Here is a 17,954-nt window from a genome sequence, read left to right as displayed (position 1 = left end):
GCTCCGGCGTTGCGCGACCACCGACCGGCGTGTCGGGCTATCCCTCGGTGAACGCGGCGGGGGCGGGCGCCGCGGGCACGGGGACGACCGGACCGCGCAGCACGCCCCGATAGGACGCGGGCCGCACCGGGCGCACCCACTGCCCCACCCGGGTGCTCCACGGCAGGGTCCGACCCAGATCCTCGAGCATCTCGTCGATGGCGGCCAGCGAGAACGGACCCACCGAGGCACCGTGTGCGTGCCTGCCCTCGGTGCGCTCGCGCGACCAGGCCAGCTGCTCGTCGATCTCGGAATTCATCAGTTCCGGCATGGGCGGCACGAACTTGCCGGTGAGCAGGCCCGCGATCCAGTGCGCGCTCACCTCGGCGCCCAGCGCGCTCAGGTTCGAGCTGCTGTATCCGGCGAAGCTCAGGTTGGGTACGTCCACCGGCAGGATGTTGCGGAAGAGCCGGAAATCGCCCGCCTCGTCGGTGAGTGCGCGCCGCACGAACGGGGTGAGGAAGGGCACCTCCTGCTTGTACCCGGTCGCGCAGATGACCAGGTCGGCCAGCCGCACGCTGCCGTCGGCGAGGCGGACGGCGGGTCCGTGCTGGCCGCCGATGAGTTCGGTGACCTCGGTGTCGCGGCAGACCTGGATGCGGCCTGCCTCCACCTGGTCGACGAAGCCCTCGGTGGCCAGACTCGCGCTGCTGGTCGCGATATCGGTGATCGAGCCCTCCGGCACCAGATCGAGCTCGCGCAGCCGCAGCCTGCGGGTGATCCGCTCCTGCAGCAGGTCCATGTTCGTCTCGCGTAGCGCGGAGCGGTCGAGTAGGCGTTCGGCCCGGCGCGGGAGGCGGGAGCGGAAGTGTGCCTCGCCCGCGCGGGTCAGCAGCAGGCGCTCGTAGTCGATACCGGCGCCGAAGGTGCGCGGCATCTTCCAGGTGAGCCTGCGCGCGACCACGGTGGTGTCGTCGGCGAAGTGGCTGACGGCCTCGGCGACGTCCCAGGCGGACTTGCCGTAGCCGATGACGACCACCGACCGGTCCCGCGCCTGCTCGGCATCACGGAACTGGGAGACGTGGCCCAACTGGCCACCGGCGGCGCGGAAGGCGGCCTCTCCGGGCAGCGCGGGCACGAAGGGCTCGCTGTGCACGCCGTTGGCGACGATCAGATGATCGCAGGAGGTGCGGTGCACGCCGTCGCGGTCGCGGAACTCGAGCAGCCAGCCGCTGTCGACCGGGTCGGCCGCCACCACCTCGGTGCCCAGGCGCAGGGTGTCGGCCAGGCCGAAGTGCTGCGCGTACCCGGCCAGGTAGGCCTGCATCTGCTGGGCGTCGGGCCAGCGCGGATAGTCCTCCGGCATGGGGTGGTCGCTGAACTGACCGGTGTACTTGCTGTTGTGCGCGCGCAGCCCCGGATAGCGGCGAGTGGCACTCCACACACCGCCGACATCAGGAGTCCGGTCGTAGACCTCGACCGGGAAACCCGCCTGGCTCAAAACCTTCGCGCAGGCCAAACCCGCCACTCCCGCACCGACGATCCCGATGCGGCTACCGCTCGTCATGGCCGAGAGATTACTCGACCCGTGCTGTACTGGATTGATGACCAACAGTTCCGTCGTCGTCGATCGGGCCGGACTCTGGGACGCCGAAGCCCTCAGTGACGTGGCCGCGGCGACCTTTCCGCTGGCCTGCCCGCCGGAGGCCACTCCGGGCGACATCGAGATCTTCCTCGAGCAGATGCTCTCCGGCGAACGTTTCGGCGAATACCTCTCCGATCCGGACCGGACGGTACTGAAGGCGGTCGAAGGCGACGAGATCGTCGGCTACGCGATGCTCGTGGCGGGACGCCCCCGCGATCCGGAGGTGGACGCGCAGGTCCGTCCCGGCACGGTGGTGGAACTGAGCAAGATGTACGTGCTGCCCGGCCATCACGGCAGCGGGGTGGCCGCGGCGCTCATGGCGGCGGTGGTGGCGGTCGCGCGCGAGGCGGGCGCGGACGCACTGTGGCTGGGGGTCAACCAGGCCAACGAGCGCGCGCAGAAGTTCTACGCCAAGCACGGATTCACGCGGGTGGGCACCAAGACCTTCCACGTCGGCAACCAGGTGCACGACGACTTCGTCTACGAGTGCGCACTGTGAGCCTCAGACCAGCAGCTTGGCACGCAGCGCGGTGAGCTCGGCCTCGGTCAGGCCCAGGCCCTCGCGCACGTAGCCGTCGAAGCTGCCGTAGGACAGGGTCGCCTGGTCGAAGGCGGCGTCGAGCCATTCGCCCTGCACCCCGTTGAGCGGGTCGCCGGGGTTGGCGTTGCGGTAGGTGTTGGAGAGCAGGAAGTCGACGGTGACGGTCGCGCGGTCGACACCGAGCAGGCTCAACAGCAGCGCGGAGGTCCAGCCGGTGCGGTCCTTACCCGCGCTGCAGTGGTACAGCACGCCGCCGTCGGTGGCGATGATGCCGCGCAGCACCGCCGCGAACGCCTCGTTGGCGCCGGGCGCGGTGATGAAGGCGCGGTACATGCCCTCGCCGCCGAACAGCGCGCCCGCCAGGATCAGCGGGGGCGCCTGACCGATGACGTCGTAGGAGTGTCCGGTCGCGCCCGCGGGCAGCTTGTCCGGCGCGAGCGAGCGTTCGTAGCCGGTGCGCAGGTCGTCGACGACGGTGACGCCCAGCGCGCTGAGCCGGGCCAGGTCCGCCGGGGTGGCCTTGTCCAGCGCGCCGGACCGGAAGAACAGCCCGGTGCGCACCCACCGGCCGTCGACGGTGCGATAGCCGCCCGCGTCCCTGGCGTTGGGCACGCCGGAGAGCCCGAGCAGCCGTTCGGCGGTGGCGTTCTCGTTCGCCGGTGCGGGCGCGGCGAGTACCTGCCCGGCGACCGGCCCGAACAGCAGGGCCACGGCGGTCGCGACGGACAGGCTCGCGCGCACGGCACGAACTCGGGGCACTGTCAGCATGCCCAGAAGCTACACCCGGGGACCGACGATCACGCGGCGGCGGCCTCGAACCGCGACAGCGCCAGCAGACGCGAGATCGCGCGCAGGTACTTCTTGCGGTAGCCGCCGTCGAGCATCTCCTGGGAGAAGATCTCGTCGAGCTTGGCGCCGGAGACCGTCACCGGGATGCTCGCGTCGTAGAGACGGTCGGCCAGCACCACGATGCGCAGCGCGACGGCCTGGTCGGTCACCGGGTGCACGCCGGAGATGAACACCGAGGTGACGCCGTTGATCAGCGCGCCGTACTTGGACGGATGCAGCGTGCTCAGGTGCTTCAGCAGCGCGTCGTAGTCGTCGAGCGTGGAACCCGGTGTGGTGGCGGCGCGTTCGGCCAGCACGTCCGGGGAGGTCGGCTCGGGGGCGGGCGGCAGGTCGCGGTGGCGGTAGTCGGGGCCGTCCACGCGCACCGGCTCGAAGATGGAACCGAGCTTCTTGATCTCGCGCAGGAAGTCCTGGGCGGCGAAGCGGCCCTCACCGAGCTGGCTGGGCAGGGTGTTGGAGGTGGCGGCGATCGACACACCCGCGGCGGAGAGTTCGGTGAGCAGGCGCGAGACCATGGTGGTGTCGCCCGGGTCGTCGAGTTCGAATTCGTCGATGCACAGCAGGCTGTTGGCCGAGAGGCGTTCGACGGCGTTGACGAAGCCCAGCGCGCCGACCAGGTTGGTCAGCTCGCCGAAGGTGCCGAACGACTTGGGCGCGGGCGCGCTGTGGAAGATCGAGGCGAGCAGGTGGGTCTTGCCGACACCGAAGCCGCCGTCGAGGTAGAGCCCGGCGCCCGAGACCGCCTTCTTCTTGCCGAACAGGCTCTTCTTCGACGATGCCTTGTGGATCTTGGCGACCTGACCGGCGAATTCCTCGGCCTTGCGGACCGCGGCCGCCTGGCTCGGTTCCTTGGGGTCGGGAATGTAGGAGGCGAAGCTCACCTCGTCGAACATGGGCGGAGGCACCATCTGGGCGACGAGCTGGTCGGCCGGGACCTCCGGATGGCGATCGACGAGGCGTTCTTGCATGGACAAATGGTAGATACGTGGTTGCATCGGTTCCTATGCAGCGTATCCACAATGTGACCCAGCTCGCAGACCTCGACGACGACGCACTGGCCAGGTGTTACGCCTACCCGCGCCAGCTGGCCGGGCCGTGGCTGCGGGCCAACTTCGTGAGCAGCATCGACGGGGCCTTCGCCGTCGACGGGGTGTCCAAGGGCTTGGGCACCGATGCCGACCACCAGGTGTTCCACGTGCTGCGCGAACTGGCCGAGGTGATCCTGGTGGGTGCTGGCACCGTGCGCGCCGAGAACTACGGTGGCGCGCACCCCGATCCGGAGCGTCGACGGGCGCATTTCCGACACGGGATCGGCGGTAGTGCCGATGGCGCCCCGCCGCCGATCGCGGTCGTCACCGCGCGCGCGGACCTGGATCCGGCGGCGAAATTGTTCACCGACGCCGAGACCGCGCCGCTGATCATCACCACCGCGCACGCCGAGGCCGACCGGCTCGCCGCGCTACGGGACGCGGGGGCGGAGGTGGTGGTCGCGGGCGAGGCGGCGATCACCGCGCAGGCGCTGGTCCGGGTGCTGTCGGAGCGCGATCTGCACCGGGTGCTCTGTGAGGGCGGACCGCATCTGTTCGGGCAGTTGGCCGAGGCCGGGCTGGTCGACGAACTGTGCCTGAGCACCTCGCCGGTGCTGGTCGGCGGGGCGGGCGGGCGAATCTCACTGTCGGCGAGCGGATTCGATCAGCCGATGGCACGCAAGCAGCTGGTGCTCGCCGAGGACGGCACCGTCCTGGCCCGATGGGCCCGTCGATGAAACCTGGCGCCGAACCTGGCAGTGTGTAGCCCATGCGCTGGACTCGGGCCGCGGCGACGGCCGCCGCACTGTCGATCATGCTCGCGGGATGTGGGGCAGGTCCGTCGGATCGGCCCGGCGTCGCGGTCGAGCGTCCCGGTGCGGGCGGCGGCGGGCAGACCGAAGCGCCCACCACCCCCGAACCGGCCACCGCCGAGGTCCCCAAGACCGATCTGGCCTGGCGTGACTGCACCGCCGCGACCCTGGGCTCGCTCGACTTCGGTCCGGCCCCGGCGGGCCTGGTGCTCGACTGCGCGGAGTTCTCCACCCCGATCGACACCGCGGGCACCGTGATCGGCACCTTCCGCACCGGCGCCGTGCGCGCCCGGCTGCCCCAGACTCCCGCCGACGCCCCGCCCCTGGTACTCACCTCCGGCTCGGACCGTTCCTCGGCCTCGACGCTGGCCGGGCTCGCGATCGGCCCCGACAGCGCGCTGCTGGCCGCCCAGCCCATCGTGGCGGTGGACCGGCGCGGCATCGGCTCCTCCCAGCCCATCGACTGCATTCCCGCGCAGCTGCGCGCGGTGTTCACCGATCTCGGCCAGTTCGGGGTCGGCAGCGACGACCGGGTCGGGGCGGTGGCCGGATACAGCCAGGACGCCACCATCGCCTGCCGCGATTTCCTGCAGCCCTACGAGGGCACCTTCGACGCGCCGCACGCCGCCGACGACATCGAGCAGCTGCGCAAGCAGTGGCAGGTCGAGAAGATCAATCTGCTCGGCACCGGCAACGGCACCAAGGTGGCGCTCAGTTACGCGCGCCGCTACGGCGATCACCTGGCCCGGCTGGTGCTGGACTCCCCGGAGCCGGTCAACGCCGACGCCACCACCATGACCGAGGCCCGCGTCACCGGCGCCGAGGCCGCGCTGACCGCCTTCGCGCAACGCTGCAAGGCCGCCAACTGCGCGCTGGGCGCCGACCCGCGCGCCAGTGTCACCGCGCTGATGGCCAAGGCGAACGCGGGTGAGCTCGGCGAGATCTCCGCCGCCGACCTGTCCACCGCGCTGACCGGGTTCCTGTCCAGCCCACGCGGCGACCAGGCCGGACGGGTCACCGCGTTGGCCGACATCCTCGCCGCCGCCGACCGCGGCGATCGCGGCCCGCTGGCCGCGCTGGTCACCCGCGAATCGGCCGCGATCAACTCCGACGGCGAGTTCGTCAACCGGTGCACCGACAGCCAGCAGTCCCCCACTCCGGACAAGGCGCGCGAACTGCTGGGGACCTGGGCGAGCAAGTACCCGGTGTTCGGGCCGACCGCGGCGATCGAGCTGATGGTGTGCTCGGCCTGGCCGGTGTCCACCGCGCCGCCACTGCCCGCGAAGCTGGACATGCCGGTACTGGTGTTCACCGGGATGGCCGATCCGGTGGTGGGCAGTGCGGCGGCCTCGGTCACCGGCGCGCTGGGCGTCGCGGGTGCCCGGCACGCCACCATGAGCTGGCAGGGCTGGGGTCATCCGGTGCTCGCGCATTCCGGGTGCGCGCAGAAGGCCGCCAACGCCTATCTCGCGGAGGCGAAACTGCCCGGCGACGGCGGCGCCTGCCCGGCCTGAGCGGGGCGCTGACCCCGGCGTTTCGGCGCGTCGGACGGGTCCGGCGACACCATCACACCGTGATTCGGTGTACCGTGCCCCAGTGTTGTTCCGACAGCTCGAGCCTCGTACCGCTCGCACCTCCGCCGAGGTGATCAAGTTCGCACTGTGGCCCTTCGCGGTCATGACCGTGCTGAACCGTGTCTTCATCAAGGCGATCAACGGGTTCATCACCGACGACTACCGACCGGTCTACAACGCGTCGTTCGAGTTCCTCAACGGCAGGCCCCTGTACACCGCCGACTTCTCCTCGGTCGACCCGCACTATCTCTACTATCCGAGCGGGACGCTGCTGATCGCGCCGGTGGCGGTCATCGAGTACGAGCTGTCGCGGTGGCTGTTCATCGCGCTCAACGCGGTCGCGATCCTGATCGCCTGGTATCTGATCCTGCGGCTGTTCAAGTTCGGTCTGGGTTCGATCGCCGCGCCCGCGCTGCTGCTGGCGATGTTCACCTCCGAGACGGTGACCAACACGCTGGTCTTCACCAATGTCAACGGCTGCCTGCTGCTGGCCGAGCTGGTGTTCCTGCACCTGCTGCTCAAACGCCGCGACCTGTGGGCGGGTGTGGCGCTGGGTCTGAGCATCGCGGTCAAACCCACGCTGGCGCCGTTACTGCTGCTCGCGGCGGTGCGCGGGCAGTGGAAGGTCTTCATCACCGCGCTCGGCGTGCCGGTGGCGCTCACCGCCATCGCCTGGCCGCTGTCGGCCGATCCGGAGAAGTTCTTCACCCGGGTGGTGCCGTATCTGGCGCAGACGCGCGACTACTTCAACAGCTCGATCGGCGGCAACGGCGCCTACTACGGGCTGCCGCACTGGCTGATCCTGCTGATCCAGGGCGTGATGGCGGTGATCGTGGCGCTCACCCTGTGGCTGCTGTGGCGCTACTACCGCGACGACGAACTGTTCTTCGTCACCACCTTCTCCGGGGTGCTGCTCACCGCGTCGTTCCTGCTGCTCTCACTGGGCCAGATGTACTACTCGATGATGCTGTTCCCGTTCCTGATGTCGGTGGTGCTGCGCAATTCGGTGCTGCGCAACTGGCCCGCCTGGCTGGCGATCTTCGGGTTCATGACCTACGACAAGTGGCTCTCGGACCGCTGGCAGGGCGTCGGACGCAACCTCGAATACCTGCGGGTGACCTTCGGCTGGGGTCTGCTGCTCATCGTCGTGTTCTGCGTCCTGGGCGATCGCTACCTGGCCGCGCGCCGCGAGGGCAGGCTGCGGTTCGGCATCGACCCGGTCTGGCTGACGGACGCGCCCGAACCGCGCGAGGGCAAGACCCCCGTCACCGCGCGCGCCACCGCCGCGTCGGCCGAGCAGGACCCGGTCGCGCCGGAGGAACCGGTCGAGGATCGCGAACCCGCGCTCAAGTAGCGCGGGCCGCGCTCGCGGCGCGTTCCGGCGAAAACCATTAGCGTGGAGTGATGAGTTCTTCGTTGCCCACACCGCGCATTCAGCTGACGCCGCAGCAGTGGCGGACGAAACTGGACCCGCAGGAATACGCCGTCCTGCGTGAGGCGGCCACCGAACGCCCGTTCGTCGGTGAGTACACCGACACCAAGACCGAGGGCGTCTACACCTGCCGGGCCTGTGACGCCGAACTGTTCCGCAGCACCGAGAAGTTCGACTCGCACTGCGGCTGGCCGTCGTTCTTCGACCCCGCCGACTCCGACGCGGTGATCCTGCGCTCCGACGACTCGCTCGGCATGCGCCGCGTCGAGGTGCTGTGCGCGAACTGCCACAGCCACCTCGGCCACGTCTTCGAGGGCGAGGGCTACCCCACCCCCACCGACCAGCGCTACTGCATCAATTCCATCGCCCTGCGCCTGCAGCCCGCCGTACCGGACGAATCCGCCTGACCTGACCCCGCACGACCCGACCCTGAGGAGGGTCCCGCCGCGCAGCGGCGGTTCGCGGCCGTCCCGTCGATCAGGCGCCGTTGCGTACGCGACGAAGGAGCAAGCGACGGTGCCTGATCGACGGGACCCCCGGGGCCGCGAACTCGAGCGCGCCAGCGCTCCAGAATCACGGCAGGGCGGTGACCAGCTTTTCGACCTCCACGCGCGGGCCGGTGAAGAACGGCACCTCCTCACGCACGTGCAGACGCGCCTCGGTGGCGCGCAGGTCGCGCATGAGGTCGACGATGCGGTGCAGTTCGGGAGCCTCGAAGGCGAGGATCCACTCGTAGTCGCCCAGGGCCATCGAGCTCACCGTGTTGGCGCGCACGTCCGGGTAGCCGCGCGCGGCCTTGCCGTGGTCGGCCAGCATCTTGCGACGCTCCTCGTCGGGCAGCAGGTACCACTCGTAGGAGCGCACGAACGGGTAGACGCAGATGTAGTTGCCCGCGTCCTCCCCGGCCAGGAAGGCGGGGATGTGGCTCTTGTTGAACTCGGCGGGCCGGTGCACCGCCACATTGCTCCACACCGGCGCGCTGGCCCGGCCCAGCTCGGTGGTGCGGCGGAAGTCGGCGTAGGCGGCCTGCAGGTCTTCCACGCGCTCGGCGTGGGTCCACAGCATGAAGTCCGCGTCGGCGCGCATGCCCGCCACGTCGTAGATGCCCCGCAGCACCACGCCCTTGTCGGCGAGGCCGTCGAAGAACTCCCGCGCCTCCTTGATCGCCGCGGTGCGGTCCTCGCCGAGCACGCCCGGCTGGACCTGGAACACCGAGAACATCAGGTAGCGGATGGTGGAGTTGAGAGCCTGATAATCGAGTCGCGCCATGATTCCTATCGTGCCACTGTCGTGCCGGTCAGCTCGGGGTGGCCCGGTCCGTGCGCCACGGCCGGTTCTCGTCGGTGCCGAAGATCGAGACGACGGTGCTGACCCGATCGGCGTGGAATTCGACCGGACCGAGGTCGGGGTCGAGGATGAGGGTGCGGTGTCCGTGCTCGTCGCTGGTGGTCACAGCGGGCGATCATGCCCGATCGACACCGCCGTGACCGGTGACACGCCGCAGCTCAGACGGGGCAGCTCAGCGCCTGCCAGTCGGTGGGCGTGAACTGTTCGACGTGCACGCGTTCGGCGGGCACCCCCACGGCGGCGAGTTGGGCGCGGGCGGCGTCGAGGAACCCGGTGGCGCCGCACAGATAGACCTCCGCGTCCGGCGCCAGCGTGACCTCGGTGAGGTCGAGCCTGCCGAGGTGGGCGCCCGGCGTCGGCTCGGTGTACCAGAGGTCCAGGCTCGCCGCGGGCAGCCGTTCGGTCAGCGCGCGCATCCGCTCGCGCAGGGGATGCGTGCCGGGGGCGTGGTCGGCGTGCAGCACCTCGACGGGCCGGTGCGGGGTGCGCGCGGCGAGATGTTCGAGCACGCCGATCATCGGGGTGCTGCCGATGCCCGCCGAGATCAGCACCAGCGGGGTGTCGGCGTCGGTGTCGACGGTGAGATCGCCGAAGGGCAGGGTGATCTCGATTTCGTCACCGGCGAAGACAGTGTCGTGCAGGTGATTCGACACCTCACCGGCCGGGCAGCCATGCCCGGCCCGCACCCGCTTGACGGCGAATTCCAGCAGACCGCCACCGGGAGCGTTGACCAGGCTGTACTGCCGAAGCTGGCGGGCGCCGTCGGCGAGCCGGACGCCGACCGAGATGTACTGTCCCGGCAGGAAATCCGGGAGTTCGGTGCCGGAATCGGTGGCGGCGACGGTGAACACGGCCGTGCCCGCCGCGTCGTCGGCGCGCGCGGTCACCCGGACCTTCCGGAACACCTCGCCCGGTTCGACGCCCGCGGCCACATAGAGTTGCTTCTCCAGGTCGATGAGCGCATCGGCCATCATCCAGTACACGGCGTCCCAGGCCGCGGCCACCGGATCGGTGACCACGTCGGCGCCGAGCACCTCCACGATCGCGGCGAACAGGTTGTCGTGCACCACCTGGTACTGATCGGCGGTGATCCCGAGGGACGCGTGCTTGTGGCCGATCCGGGCGAGCAGCGCGGTGGGGTGCGGCAGGTCGGGGTCGACCAGGTATCCGGCGAAGGTGGCGATGGACGCGGCGAGGGCGCGCTGCTGGCTGCCCTGGGCTTGGTTGCCTCGGTTGAACAGGTCGCGTCGCAGCGCGGGGTGCCGCTCGAACAGGGTCGCGTAGAACGCGCTGGTGATGGCGTCGATATTGGCGCCGATCAGGGGCAGGGTCGCGCGGACGATGTCGGCGTGGGCCGGGGCGAGTTCGGGGGCGCCGCGACGGACGGATGTGCTCATGGTTCACTCCTGGGTGTTACCGGGGCCCGCGCCAGGGTGCGCGAGCAGTTGCAGCAAACGCCCGGCGGGACCGGACACCAGGTCGGCGACGACGTAGCGGTCGAGTTCGGCGTAGAACGCCGCCTTCGCCTCGGCCAGGAGCTTGCGCAACCGGCACGCCGCGATCAGCGGGCACGGATGCTCGCCAGCGCAGTCGACGATCTCGCGATCGTCCTCGAGGTCACGCACCAGCGTGCCGAGCCCGATCTCGCGTCCGGCGCGGGTGAGCGTGAGCCCACCCATCCGGCCGCGCTGGGCCTCGACCAGCCCCATCGCCACCAACCGGGCGATGGCCTTGGACGTGTGCCGCGGCGAAGCGCCGACCTGCCGGGCGATGATCCCGGTCGTCACCCGCCCACCCGTATCGTCACCGGCGGCCAGCCGCATGACGGCCCGCAACGCGATGTCGGTCGAGGGCGAGAGCTGCATGTCCCCGAGCGTATCGGCGCCGACACGAGTTTCCCCCACCCGAACACCGTGCGATCTATTACGTCTCCCCGTGCGTATTTTCCGTCACCGCGAATCCCCCGCTATCGTCCGGCGACTCCACGCAGCAGAGCCAGGTCTTCGATCTCGTGATAGTGGATGCCGAGCATCCCGAGCTCCCGCGCGGCTTCGACGTTCTCGGCCCGATCGTCGATGAACAGGCAGCGGTTCGGCGCGACACCGGCGGCGGCAGCGGCGATCTCGTAGATCCGCCGATCGGGTTTCGCCACCCCGACCATCGCGCTGCTGATCACCTGGTGTGCGAAGTCGCGCAGGCCCATCCGGGCCAGGTGTTCGTCCAGGTCGTCCATCGCGTTGGTGACAAGGAGCAGCGGCATCACCGCCCGGATCGGCGTGAGCAGCTCCCGGACCTGCTCGTCGACCCAGAACTCGACCGCGGCGAAGTCCTCGGTGGCCCGCACGGCCTCCGGATGCCCGCCCAGCGCCTCGGCGATCGAAGCCAGCCACTGCGCGGCGGTGGTCTCCCCCAGCACGGCGGGGACCATACGCTCCGGCGCGAAGGCGGTCGCGTACACCGGAAGTCCGTACCGCCGCTCGATCCACCGCTGACGGTCCTCGTCGAACCGGCGGAGCACACCGTCCAGGTCACACAGCACCGCGTCGAATTCTCGCATGACACCAGTGTGCCTGTGCCGCAGGATGTTCGAATCTAGGCGCGCGTCGCCAGGGACGTCGCGATGCGGGTGGCGGCCGCGGTGCCGGTGGCTACGCAGGCCGGGACGCCGACGCCGTGGAGGTAGGCGCCCGCGACGGCGAGGCCGTCGAGTGGTGCGAGGGCGGATTCCAGGGTGGCGATGCGCTCGGCGTGGCCGGGGGCGTACTGGGGCAGTCCGCCGGGCCAGCGTTGGATGACGGCGGCGAGGGGGGTGATCGGCACGCCGGTGACGGTGGTGAGGTCGTCCACGGCGGCGGCGACGAGGTCCTCGTCGGTCCAGGACAGCGGGGACTCGTCGCCGAAGCGGCCGAAGGAAGCGCGGACCAGGGCGACGTCACGGTCGGCCAGGTGCGGCCACTTGCGACTGGACAGGGTGAAAGCCTTGGCGCGCAGGGGTTCTCCGGTGGCGACGAGGATGCCGGAGTTGTCCGGCAGGTCGGTCTCGCGTGGCAGAGCCAGTGCGACCAGTGCCGAGGAGGACAGCTCGATGCCCGCGGCGGCTTCGGCGGCGGCCGGTGCCACGTAGTGCAGCAGGCGCGCGGTGACCGGGGCCGGTGTCGCGAGGACGACGGCGTCGACGAGGCCGACCGGGTCGACGATCCATCCGCGCGATGCCGTGGCGAGGCGGGTGGCCGCGAGCGTGGTGACGATCCGGGCCGCCGACGCCCTGGTCAGCGCCGCGAGCAGCGCACCGTACCCCTCGCGCAGTCCGCCGAAGACCGGTTCCGAACTCGGCGCGGGCATCGCCTGCCGAACCGCCTCGGTGAGGCTGGTGGCCCCGCGATCGAGGGCGGCGGCCAGTGTCGGGAGCGCGGCCCGGATACCGATGGACGCGCTGATCCCTGCGTACACACCGCCCAGCAGCGGGTCCACGCTGCGCGCCACCACCTGGGCGCCGAACCGATCGGCGACCAGACTCTGCACGTCGACGTCACCGCCGGGCTCCCAGTGCAGCGGCCGCTGCGGCTCGGCGGCCACCTGGGCGAGGGTCTGCTCGTCGACGAGGCCGCGCAGCGACTCCGCGTCGGACGGGATGCCCATCAGCGTGCGCCCCGGCAGCGGATGCGCCGCCCCCTGTGCCCAGACGAGGGGCCGCTTCCCGGCAGGGCGCACGAGTTGATCCTCGATCCCGAGCTCGCCCATCAGCTCGATCACCTCGGGACGGCGCCCGACGAACGCCTCGGCACCGAGATCCATTGGCCCCCCGGCCAATTCATCGGTATGCAGCACCCCACCGACCCGCGTGCCCTGTTCGACCACCACGATGTCGGCGTCGTCCCCCAGCCGCTGCCGCAGGCGATACGCCGCGACGAGCCCACTGATTCCGCCCCCGATAACCGCGATCCGCATCCCTCGACCGTAGCCGCGCCCCACACCCCGGCCCACCCTGACCCGACCCGCACAGCTGTCGGACGGATCACGCCGAGCAGAGCCAAGGCCCGCTACTCGCCAGCGGCACGCCCGAGCGTCCCTACCTCGGCCCCCGCACGCTGGGCCGAGACAGTCACCTACGGCAACGACGATCGCCGCCCCGCATTGCGCGATCACCTGCCGGACTCGGCGATCACCACACTCGCGTCGCGGCCTCGGCCGACGGAATCCACCTCGGCGGCGAACGCCACCCAGCGCGTGGTGGTCGATCGTCCGGAACGGCTAGAGCGAGTGGACCAGCTCGACCAGCGCGGTCAGCACGCCGGGATCGGTGTCCGGGAGGACCCCGTGCCCGAGGTTGAAGATGTGCCCGGTCGCGCCGAGGGTGATCGCCTCGTCCGCTTCGCGGGCGATCCGGCGGGTCTCCTTCTCGACCGCGTCGAATCCGGCGAACAGGATGGCCGGATCGAGATTGCCCTGCAAGCCTTTTCCGGCACCGACGCGGCGCACGGCGTCGGTCAGCGGGACCCGCCAGTCGACACCGACCACGTCGGCACCGGCCTCGCCCATGGCGCCGAGCAGCTCGCCCGTGCCGACACCGAAGTGGAAGCGCGGCACACCCGCGTCGGCGACTTCGGCGAAGACACGCTCCGAGTGCGGCAGCACGAATTCGCGGTAGTCGGCGAGGGAGAGCGCGCCCGCCCACGAGTCGAACAGCTGGATCGCGTCCACACCCGCCGCGAGCTGGGCCCGCAGGAAGGCGATGGTGATGTCGGTGAGGGTGCCGAGCAGGGCATGCCAGGTCCGCGGGTCGGCGTGCATCATCGCCTTGGTGCGCTCGTGCTGCTTGCTCGGACCTCCCTCGACCAGGTAGGACGCCAGCGTGAACGGCGCACCGGCGAAACCGATGAGCGGGGTGTCGCCGAGCGCGTCGGTGAGCAGCCGCACGCCCTCGGAGACCGCGCCCACCTCCTCGGGCCGCAGCCGCGGCAGCGCGCGCACGTCGGCCTCGGTCCGCACCGGCGAGGCGATGACCGGACCGACACCGGGCACGATGTCGAGATCGATCCCGGCGGCCTTGAGCGGAACGACGATGTCGGAGAACAGGATCGCCGCGTCGACGCCATGGCGGCGGATCGGCTGCATGGTGATCTCACACACCAGTTCCGGGTCGAAGCACGACTCGAGCATGCCGATGCCCTTGCGCAGCTCCCGGTACTCGGGCAGCGACCGACCGGCCTGACGCATGAACCAGACCGGTCGCCTGCTGGGCGTCGCGCCGGTGGCGGCGGCCAGGAACGGGGCATCGGTCAACCGGCGGCGGGTGTAAGTGCTCATCACCGCTCATCCTAGGTGACCTGACGACGCTCCCGGCTCACGGTGACGCACCGCACCGATCACCGCCGCGTCGACCGGAAACGGACGAACCGCCCACCGCCCGTTCCGCATCGCGCATCGTGCACCGTCAGCGCCCGGAAAATGCGCCCTTCGCAACGCGCCCCCGCACGCCACACGGACGGCGGCGCGCCTCCGCGCGCACCGGCCGCCCACCGTCTACGGTTGCTCCTCGTGACACCGCTCGACATCCGCGACGGCGCCGCACCGACCGGGGGAACGCCCCGCGAGCCTGCTTCTTTCCGGGCGGCGGTCGATGCGATGGGCACCGCAACAGTGCACCCCCGAATCGAGCTGGCGCCTATCCGTCCCCCGCAACGGTTGGCGCCGTTCTCCTATGCGCTCGGAGCGGAGGTCACCCACCCCGACGGCGGTCCGGTGCCCATCGACTCCGAGGGCGACGCGTTCGGCAGGCTGATCCTGCTCCACGACCCGGACGGTGACGAGGCCTGGAACGGCGTGTTCCGCCTGGTCGCCTACATCCAGGCCGACATCGACGCCGCCCTGGCCGCCGACCCACTACTCCCCGAGGTGGCCTGGAGCTGGCTGGTCGACTCGCTGGAGTCGCGCGGCGAGCCGTTCACCGCGCTCGGCGGCACCGTCACCGCCACCAGTTCGGTCCGCTACGGCGACATCGCGGGCCCGCCGCGCGCCCACCAACTGGAGCTGCGCGCGTCCTGGACGGCGATGAACACCGAGATGCGGCGTCACGTGGAGGCCTTCTGCGAAGTGCTCGCGTTCGCGGCCGGACTGCCACCCGCCGGGATCACTCATTTGCGACCGGAGACCTATACCCACACCGATCGTCCGTGATCGCCACGTAGAGTTCACGGTTATGCCGGTCGCCGAGGAACCCACCGCAGCAGAGCCCCTGCTCGCCCCCGCCGAGGGGGTTCCACCTGTGCTGGCGACGGCCGACGAGGTCGCCGCGGCCGCCGCCGCCATCGCCGCGGGCACCGGTCCGCTGGCCGTCGACGCCGAGCGCGCGTCCGGTTTCCGCTACTCCGCGCGCGCCTATCTCATCCAGCTGCGGCGCGCGGGCGCTGGCTCGTTCCTCATCGACCCGATCCCGATCACCGACGCGCTGACCCCGCTGGCCGACGCGATCAACGGCCTGGAATGGGTCCTGCACTCCGCCGACCAGGACCTGCCCGGCCTCGCCGAACTCGGCCTGCGCCCCGCCCGCCTGTTCGACACCGAGCTCGGCGGCAGGCTGGCCGGATACGAACGCGTCGGCCTGGCCGCCATGGTCGAGAACCTGCTCGGCCGCTCGCTGCGCAAGGGCCACGGCGCCGCCGACTGGTCGACCCGCCCGCTGCCCGACGAGTGGCTCAACTACGCCGCCCTCGACGTCGAACTGCTCCTCGAACTGCGCGACACCGTCGCCGCCGACCTCACCACCCAGGGCAAGATCGACTGGGCCGCCGAGGAATTCGAGCACGTCCGCACCCTGGACCCGCCCACGCCCAAGGCCGACCGCTGGCGCCGCACCTCCGGCATCCACACCCTGCGCCGCACCCGTCAGCTGGCGATCGTGCGCGAACTGTGGACCACTCGCGACGGCCTGGCCCGCGCCCGCGACGTGGCCCCCGCCCGCATCCTGCCCGACTCCGCGATCGTCGCCGCCGCCACCTCCGAACCCCGCACCATCGCCCAGCTGCGCAACCTGCCGGTCTTCGGCGGCCCCCGCCAGCGCCGCTACTCCCGCGACTGGCTCGCCGCCGTCGAACGCGCCCGCACCCTCCCCGACAAAGAACTCCCCCCGCTCACCCTCCCCTTCGACGGCCCCCCACCGGTCAACCGCTGGGAACGCCGCGACCCCGCCGCCGCCGCACGCCTCAACACCGCCCGCAGCGCCATGGGCAAACTCTCCACCGAGTACGCCATCCCGGTCGAAAACCTTCTCTCCCCCGACCTGGTCCGCCGCCTCTGCTGGGACGCCCTCCCCGACTACAAGAACCCCGGCACCCCCGACGAACTGTCCGCTCGCATCGAGTCCTTCCTCCACACCGGCGGCGCCCGCCCCTGGCAACGCACCCTCACCGTCCCCACCCTCACCGAAGCCCTGACCCCGACCACCTGACCGTTCGCCGTGAGCGCCGTGCCAGACGATGTCGGCGACCTGTAGCTGATGCGCCGTCCGATGACTTACTGGCGGGGAGTGCCCGTCCAAGTGATCCGGCTGCTTCTCCCCAGGACCGTCGCGTTGCGCTCACCGACGACGTCGGCCACGGCCGCCGTGATCGACACCGTCACGTCGACCGGGTGCGGTCGGCTAAGCTCCACACCGATCAAGGCGCCGACTTCGGGTAGGCGAACCGCTCCAGGAAGGACCGCGCGGCGCCCGGCTGAATCAGCAGAACTCGTTCTCGATTTCTCCGCACCACTGCTGGTACGCAGGGCTGACCAGGTCCACATAGACCGATGTTGCCGAGATCGTGGCCGTAACGATGACAGCCTCGAAATCCCAGCGCAATCCGCGTGTCGGTTCGATCCACCAATCCGTCGGCCGCTTCCCGAGAACCTCGAACACCCGCTGCACTAGCGCATCGAAGACCTCGTCCAGTTCAGGACCCAAGCCAGTTCGGTCGAGAACCACATCGCTCGCGCGAAACGAGATCTGATCGATCCGCCGCGAAAGTTCGGTTGTCGGTGCGTCGCCTATAGACAGCAATACATCGGGTCGATTGACCTCTAGGTTGGTCGTAGCTTTCGGGAATCTTCCCCAAGACCGCTGAGCTGCCAGCCGACACCATTGCAGAACCGCCGCAGATCGTCAACGGTCCACGTCCAATCGAACTCGGTAGCCACACGCACTGCCTGGGCAGCGCGTTCAATATCTGCTCGCATTGAGAAACAGCTCTTTCTCGTAGTCACCGACGGCCCGGTTGTGACCGCCAGCCGGTCGTAGCCCCTATTCAGAACAAGGTGCACTCGCAACCAATTCCAAAATGTCGGTCCGCCAGCGCTGCTTACACACCGGACATAAATCCACATAGCGATGACTGTTGTAGCGCGAAATCATATCTCCTGCAAAAGTCAATTACGGATCGACCACTATCCCGATGAAGTGTGAATCACAGTTTCTGCAGCACACTGGAACATCAGTGCCCACCAAGAGCACCTAACGGGTTCGGTTGCTGATTCGTCGCCAGCAGATGAGCGCAGCAGCGAGGTCGAGGAATCCCTGATGGATGTCGGTACGGCGTTCCCAACGGACTGCCAAGCGCCGGTATTGGTGCAGCAACGCCAGTGTCTGCTCGACGATCCAGCGGCCGGCGGTCACCTTGTCGCGGGTGCCGCGACGTGGGATATGGCCGGTGATCCGTCGTTGTTCGAGTTCGTCGTAGACCCGGGGCTAGGTTCTGTCTCGAAGTGAGTAA

General features: G+C 70.0%; 19 protein-coding genes. 8 read left to right on the top strand and 11 right to left on the bottom strand.

The window, feature by feature from the left end:
* Window positions 1–37 precede the first annotated feature (37 nt).
* A complete protein-coding gene (locus QC180_RS19050; RefSeq protein WP_278264128.1) occupies window positions 38–1,546 on the bottom strand; it encodes a flavin-containing monooxygenase in 1,509 nt (502 codons plus the stop codon).
* Between the two features lie 37 nt (window positions 1,547–1,583).
* Here QC180_RS19050 and QC180_RS19045 point away from each other — a divergent pair, with 37 nt between their 5' ends.
* The gene (locus tag QC180_RS19045) at window positions 1,584–2,123 is read left to right on the top strand and encodes a GNAT family N-acetyltransferase (RefSeq protein ID WP_278264127.1); all 540 of its coding nucleotides are present in this window, start codon (window positions 1,584–1,586) and stop codon (window positions 2,121–2,123) included.
* A gap of 3 nt (window positions 2,124–2,126) precedes the next feature.
* Here the strand turns inward: QC180_RS19045 and QC180_RS19040 are convergent, their stop codons facing one another.
* Complete coding sequence (locus QC180_RS19040; RefSeq protein WP_278264126.1) at window positions 2,127–2,933, bottom strand: tyrosine-protein phosphatase; 807 nt, start codon at window positions 2,931–2,933, stop codon at window positions 2,127–2,129.
* 29 nt (window positions 2,934–2,962) lie between these two features.
* The gene (gene zapE / locus QC180_RS19035) at window positions 2,963–3,982 is read right to left on the bottom strand and encodes a cell division protein ZapE (protein ID WP_278264125.1); all 1,020 of its coding nucleotides are present in this window, start codon (window positions 3,980–3,982) and stop codon (window positions 2,963–2,965) included.
* Between the two features lie 35 nt (window positions 3,983–4,017).
* Here zapE and QC180_RS19030 point away from each other — a divergent pair, with 35 nt between their 5' ends.
* From QC180_RS19030 to msrB, 4 genes are all read left to right on the top strand, one after another.
* A complete protein-coding gene (locus QC180_RS19030) occupies window positions 4,018–4,779 on the top strand; it encodes a pyrimidine reductase family protein (protein ID WP_278264124.1) in 762 nt (253 codons plus the stop codon).
* A 32-nt stretch (window positions 4,780–4,811) separates the two neighbouring features.
* Entirely contained in the window at window positions 4,812–6,368 is a 1,557-nt protein-coding gene (locus QC180_RS19025; protein ID WP_278264123.1) for an alpha/beta hydrolase, read from the top strand.
* A gap of 82 nt (window positions 6,369–6,450) precedes the next feature.
* Entirely contained in the window at window positions 6,451–7,782 is a 1,332-nt protein-coding gene (locus tag QC180_RS19020; protein WP_278264122.1) for a glycosyltransferase family 87 protein, read from the top strand.
* A gap of 50 nt (window positions 7,783–7,832) precedes the next feature.
* On the top strand, window positions 7,833–8,267 hold the full coding sequence (msrB, locus tag QC180_RS19015) for a peptide-methionine (R)-S-oxide reductase MsrB (RefSeq protein ID WP_278264121.1): 435 nt from the start codon (window positions 7,833–7,835) through the stop codon (window positions 8,265–8,267).
* 166 nt (window positions 8,268–8,433) lie between these two features.
* Here the strand turns inward: msrB and hemQ are convergent, their stop codons facing one another.
* The 7 genes from hemQ to hemE form a co-directional block, all read right to left on the bottom strand.
* On the bottom strand, window positions 8,434–9,129 hold the full coding sequence (gene hemQ, locus QC180_RS19010) for a hydrogen peroxide-dependent heme synthase (protein WP_278264120.1): 696 nt from the start codon (window positions 9,127–9,129) through the stop codon (window positions 8,434–8,436).
* Window positions 9,130–9,157: 28 nt separating this feature from the next.
* Window positions 9,158–9,313: a hypothetical protein gene (locus QC180_RS19005; RefSeq protein ID WP_278264119.1), complete on the bottom strand. Its 156-nt coding sequence runs from the start codon at window positions 9,311–9,313 to the stop codon at window positions 9,158–9,160.
* Between the two features lie 52 nt (window positions 9,314–9,365).
* Window positions 9,366–10,604, bottom strand: a complete 1,239-nt coding sequence (locus QC180_RS19000; RefSeq protein WP_278264118.1) for a globin domain-containing protein — start codon at window positions 10,602–10,604, stop codon at window positions 9,366–9,368.
* Between the two features lie 3 nt (window positions 10,605–10,607).
* A complete protein-coding gene (locus QC180_RS18995; RefSeq protein ID WP_278264117.1) occupies window positions 10,608–11,072 on the bottom strand; it encodes an RrF2 family transcriptional regulator in 465 nt (154 codons plus the stop codon).
* 101 nt (window positions 11,073–11,173) lie between these two features.
* Window positions 11,174–11,764 carry an HAD-IA family hydrolase gene (locus tag QC180_RS18990; RefSeq protein ID WP_278264116.1) on the bottom strand — a complete coding sequence of 197 codons (591 nt, stop codon included), beginning with the start codon at window positions 11,762–11,764 and terminating at the stop codon, window positions 11,174–11,176.
* Window positions 11,765–11,799: 35 nt separating this feature from the next.
* Complete coding sequence (locus QC180_RS18985; protein ID WP_278264115.1) at window positions 11,800–13,155, bottom strand: protoporphyrinogen oxidase; 1,356 nt, start codon at window positions 13,153–13,155, stop codon at window positions 11,800–11,802.
* A gap of 303 nt (window positions 13,156–13,458) precedes the next feature.
* Window positions 13,459–14,514, bottom strand: coding sequence for a uroporphyrinogen decarboxylase (gene hemE / locus QC180_RS18980; protein WP_278264114.1), 1,056 nt, complete (start codon window positions 14,512–14,514; stop codon window positions 13,459–13,461).
* Window positions 14,515–14,832: 318 nt separating this feature from the next.
* Here hemE and QC180_RS18975 point away from each other — a divergent pair, with 318 nt between their 5' ends.
* Both QC180_RS18975 and QC180_RS18970 read left to right on the top strand, forming a co-directional pair.
* The gene (locus tag QC180_RS18975; protein WP_474646488.1) at window positions 14,833–15,384 is read left to right on the top strand and encodes a DUF3000 domain-containing protein; all 552 of its coding nucleotides are present in this window, start codon (window positions 14,833–14,835) and stop codon (window positions 15,382–15,384) included.
* 22 nt (window positions 15,385–15,406) lie between these two features.
* Complete coding sequence (locus tag QC180_RS18970; protein ID WP_278264112.1) at window positions 15,407–16,654, top strand: ribonuclease D; 1,248 nt, start codon at window positions 15,407–15,409, stop codon at window positions 16,652–16,654.
* Between the two features lie 270 nt (window positions 16,655–16,924).
* Here QC180_RS18970 and QC180_RS18965 read toward each other — a convergent pair whose 3' ends face one another.
* The gene (locus QC180_RS18965; protein ID WP_278264523.1) at window positions 16,925–17,317 is read right to left on the bottom strand and encodes a DUF6301 family protein; all 393 of its coding nucleotides are present in this window, start codon (window positions 17,315–17,317) and stop codon (window positions 16,925–16,927) included.
* 444 nt (window positions 17,318–17,761) lie between these two features.
* Between QC180_RS18965 and QC180_RS30375 the strand changes: the two genes are divergently transcribed.
* Complete coding sequence (locus tag QC180_RS30375; protein ID WP_474646487.1) at window positions 17,762–17,950, top strand: hypothetical protein; 189 nt, start codon at window positions 17,762–17,764, stop codon at window positions 17,948–17,950.
* Window positions 17,951–17,954 lie beyond the last annotated feature (4 nt).

It is taken from the genome of Nocardia anocheti (genome assembly GCF_029675105.1).
GTDB lineage: Bacteria > Actinomycetota > Actinomycetes > Mycobacteriales > Mycobacteriaceae > Nocardia.
This window is presented reverse-complemented; position numbering and strand designations above follow the sequence as displayed.